Source organism: Frankia sp. BMG5.23, from assembly GCF_000685765.2.
Taxonomy (GTDB): Bacteria; Actinomycetota; Actinomycetes; order Frankiales; family Frankiaceae; genus Frankia; species Frankia casuarinae.
The window spans coordinates 1-1,633 of record NZ_JDWE01000156.1; the positions used below are offsets into that span (position 1 = coordinate 1).

A 1,633-nucleotide genomic window follows, 5' to 3' on the forward strand; every position below is an offset into this window, starting at 1 on the left:
CTGGATCTTTGAGTACTCGCCTGATCGACAGTTCGCCTTCCGGTGTGTATTACCTAAAGCATGTCGTCGTTGGTGGGGAAGAAGGTCGGTGGGAAGACGTACTACTACCTGGTCGAGTCGGCCCGTGTGGACGGCGAGCCCAGGATCGTCTCGCAGCGCTACCTGGGCTCGGCCGAGGATCTCGCGGCGGCGGTCGCGGCCCGGGACGCCGCGTCGCTGCCGGAACGCACCCGCCATCTCGCTTTTGGTGATGTCGCGGCCGTGTGGGAGATGCTGACCCGGCTCGACGTGGTCGGGCTGGTCGACGAGGTGGCCGGGGCACGCCGGTCGGACGCCGGGGCGTCGGTGGGCACCTACCTGGCGCTCGCCGCGCTCAACCGGCTCGTCGACCCGCGTTCGAAGGCCGGTTTCGCCGAGTGGTGGGCGACGACGGCCGCGGACCGGTTCACGAAGATCCCCACCCGGGTGCTGGACCACCGCCGGTTCTGGGACGCGATGCACCTGGTCAGCGAGGCCGACCTGCGGGCCATCGAGCGCCGCCTCGCCGAGAGGATGATCGACCTGTTCGGGCTCGACGTTTCCGCGGTGGCTCTCGACATGACCAACTTCGCGACCTATCTCGACACCGCCAACGGGCGTGCGCCGATCGCCCAGCGCGGGCGGGCCAAGCAGAAGCGCTCCGACCTGCGCCTCATCGGCCTCGGCCTGGTCGTGACCCGCGACGGCGGCATCCCGCTGATCTCGCACGCCTATCCCGGCAACCGGCCCGACGTCACCCAGTTCACCACCCTGATCGACGAACTCGTCGCCCGTTACACCGCCCTGACCAGCGCAGACGGGCCACCCGGCGAGATCACGGTCGTCTTCGACGCCGGGCAGAACTCGACCGCGAACTTCGACCACCTCGCCGCCTCGACGTTGCGTTTCGTCGGCTCGGTCCCGCCGTCGGACTGCCCCGACCTGCTCACCCGGCCCGCCACCCACCGCACCCCCGTCGACGGGTTCGACGGGCTGACCGCCCTCGAGGCCCGCCGAACCGTCTACGGGACCGACCGGCGAGTGATCCTCACGCACTCGCCGACGCTGCACGCCGGCCAGGCCCGCGGGCTGACCCAGACCATCACCAAGGCCGGAGCGAAACTCGACGAGCTCGCCGCGACCCTGGCCCGCGGCAGGACCCGCCGGGGCCGGGAGAAGGTCCACGCGGAGATCGACACGATCTGCGCGGATCCCTGGCTGCGACGCGTCGTCATCACAAACCTGACCGGGGACACCCCGGCCGAACACCGGCTGACCTGGGCCGTCGACCAGGATGCCCGCGCCGCTCTGGAAGAGGAGATCTTCGGTAAACGCGTCCTGGTCACCGACCGCGACGACTGGCCGGTCGCCGACGTGGTCGCGGCCTACCGCTCCCAGTCCGACGCCGAGTTCGCGTTCCGCCAGCTCAAGGACCCGCACGTCGTCTCGTTCAGCCCGATGCACCACTTCACCGACCACACCATCCGCGTCCACCTGTTCACCTGCGTGCTCGCGCTGCAGGTCGCGCACCTGATGCGCCGCCACGCCCGCCACGCCGGACTCGACTACTCCGTGCGCGGCCTGCTCGACCACCTCGCCGGCATCCAGGAGACCG

General features: G+C 70.2%; 1 protein-coding gene. It reads left to right on the forward strand.

From position 1 onward, the window contains the following. Positions 1-60: 60 nt before the first annotated feature. Positions 61-1,633: IS1634 family transposase (locus tag BMG523DRAFT_RS22285; RefSeq protein ID WP_043592342.1), on the forward strand; the 1,573-nt coding region annotated here is incomplete at its 3' end.